The organism is Mesorhizobium sp. ORS 3428 (genome assembly GCF_001854785.1).
In the GTDB taxonomy this organism is placed as follows: domain Bacteria; phylum Pseudomonadota; class Alphaproteobacteria; order Rhizobiales; family Rhizobiaceae; genus Mesorhizobium.
Genome location: NZ_MDFL01000081.1, coordinates 1 through 1,687 on the forward strand (window position 1 = coordinate 1; position 1,687 = coordinate 1,687).

The 1,687-nt window shown below is 58.6% G+C and carries 2 protein-coding genes; both read right to left on the reverse strand.

Annotated features, from left to right (window positions below; translation table 11 throughout):
* A partial coding sequence (locus ORS3428_RS08470) for an ABC transporter permease (protein ID WP_071096405.1) occupies positions 1 to 858 on the reverse strand: 858 nt, incomplete at its 3' end.
* A 4-nt stretch (positions 859 to 862) separates the two neighbouring features.
* Positions 863 to 1,687, reverse strand: an 825-nt coding sequence (locus ORS3428_RS08475; RefSeq protein WP_083355059.1) for an ABC transporter permease, incomplete at its 5' end; no start/stop codon positions are given.

Sequence of the window (1,687 nt, forward strand, 5' to 3'; positions counted from 1 at the left end):
CAAAAGATAAGGGAGCATCAGGAACAGTTGGTACGGAACGACGGCACCGACGGTTTGCTGCAGCCGAAGTTGATATGCATCGAACCCTGCAAACAGGAGTGCTCCGAAAACGGCTTTGCCCGGACGCCAAGCAGCAAACACGACGAGGGCCACRCATATCCATCCGCGCCCGCCGATCATGTTGAAGTAAAATGAGTTGAATGCCGAAAGAGTGAGAAACGCCCCTGCCAAAGCCATCAGGCCGGAGCCAAACGCCACAGCCGCGATGCGCAACTGGACCACATCTATGCCTTGGGCTTCGACCGCCATCGGGCTTTCGCCTGCTGTGCGAATGGCCAGTCCGAGTGGCGTCTTGTAAAGGAGATACATGACTGCGGCCGCTGTGGCGAAGGCGAGATAGGTGAATGGTGTCTGGGCGAAGAATGCGGGCCCGATCACCGGAACTGAGGACAGATAGGGAATGGGTAAGGGCRCAAAGGCTTCGATTTGCGGCGGTGTGGTAAGATGCGGAAATAGCATCCGATAGACAAAATAGGACAGTGAGGAGGCCAGCAGGGTAATGCCAATTCCCGTCACGTGCTGAGAAGCCCCCAGCACGACAGTTGCCGCAGCGTGGATCAGGCCGAAAAGTACACCGATCACAAACGCGACAAGGACGCCTAAAGCCAGGGAGTTACCTGCATAGACGGTGAGCCAGCCGGCAAATGCACCGCTTACCATGATGCCCTCGATGCCGAGATTGACCACCCCCGCGCGCTCGCAAATCAGTTCCCCGAGCGTGCCGAGAAGGTAAGGCGTCGCAATCCGCACAAGAGCGATCCAGAAACTGGTCGACACGAGAATTTCTAGCCAGGCCATGGGTTTAGTTCCACCGCACGCGATATCGGGTCATCAGAAGGCTGACTGTCATGAGCAGGAGCGAAGTCGCACTGATGACATCGGCGATGTAACTGGGCACCATGACGCTGCGGCTCATCGCATCGGCGCCGACAAAGACACCCGCCACGAAGATAGCCGCCGCGATCACTCCCAGTGGATGCAGTTGGGCGAGCATGGCCACCACAATGCCGGAGTAACCAAAGCCAGGCGACAGATCGAGGGAGAGCGCTCCGCGGAATCCGCTGACCTCACAGGCTCCGGCCAGYCCTGCGAGGCCGCCCGACAAGAATGCCACGCGTAGAACCGTGCGACTGATCGGAATGCCGGCGAAGGCTGCAGCTTTCCGGTTCTGGCCAACCGTGCGAGCTTCATAGCCATAGGTCGTGTGTCGGTCATACAGCCAGACAACGACCGCCACCAGCGCAGCAAGCACAAACCCCAGATGCAGACGGGCCCCTACCACCAGCTTGGGCAGTTGGCCTTCGGTAATGATCCGCTCGGACTGAGGCCAACCCATCCCCATTGGATCCTTCAGGACCCCGTCCAACAACATGCTGATGAGAAGCAAGATGATGAAATTAGATAGGAGCGAGGTGACGACCTCGTCCACTCCGAGCCTGTACTTCAAAAGCGCAATACCAAGCACAAGGAGACCGGCAGCGACTGCGCCGCTGATCAGCAGCAAAGGGATCATCAGATAAGGCGGCAGCGATATCGCCCCTGTTCCCACAATGGTCGCGGCTAGCGCTCCCAGATAGAGCTGTCCTTCTGCGCCGATGTTCCAGAAGCGGGCTCGAAATGCCACGGC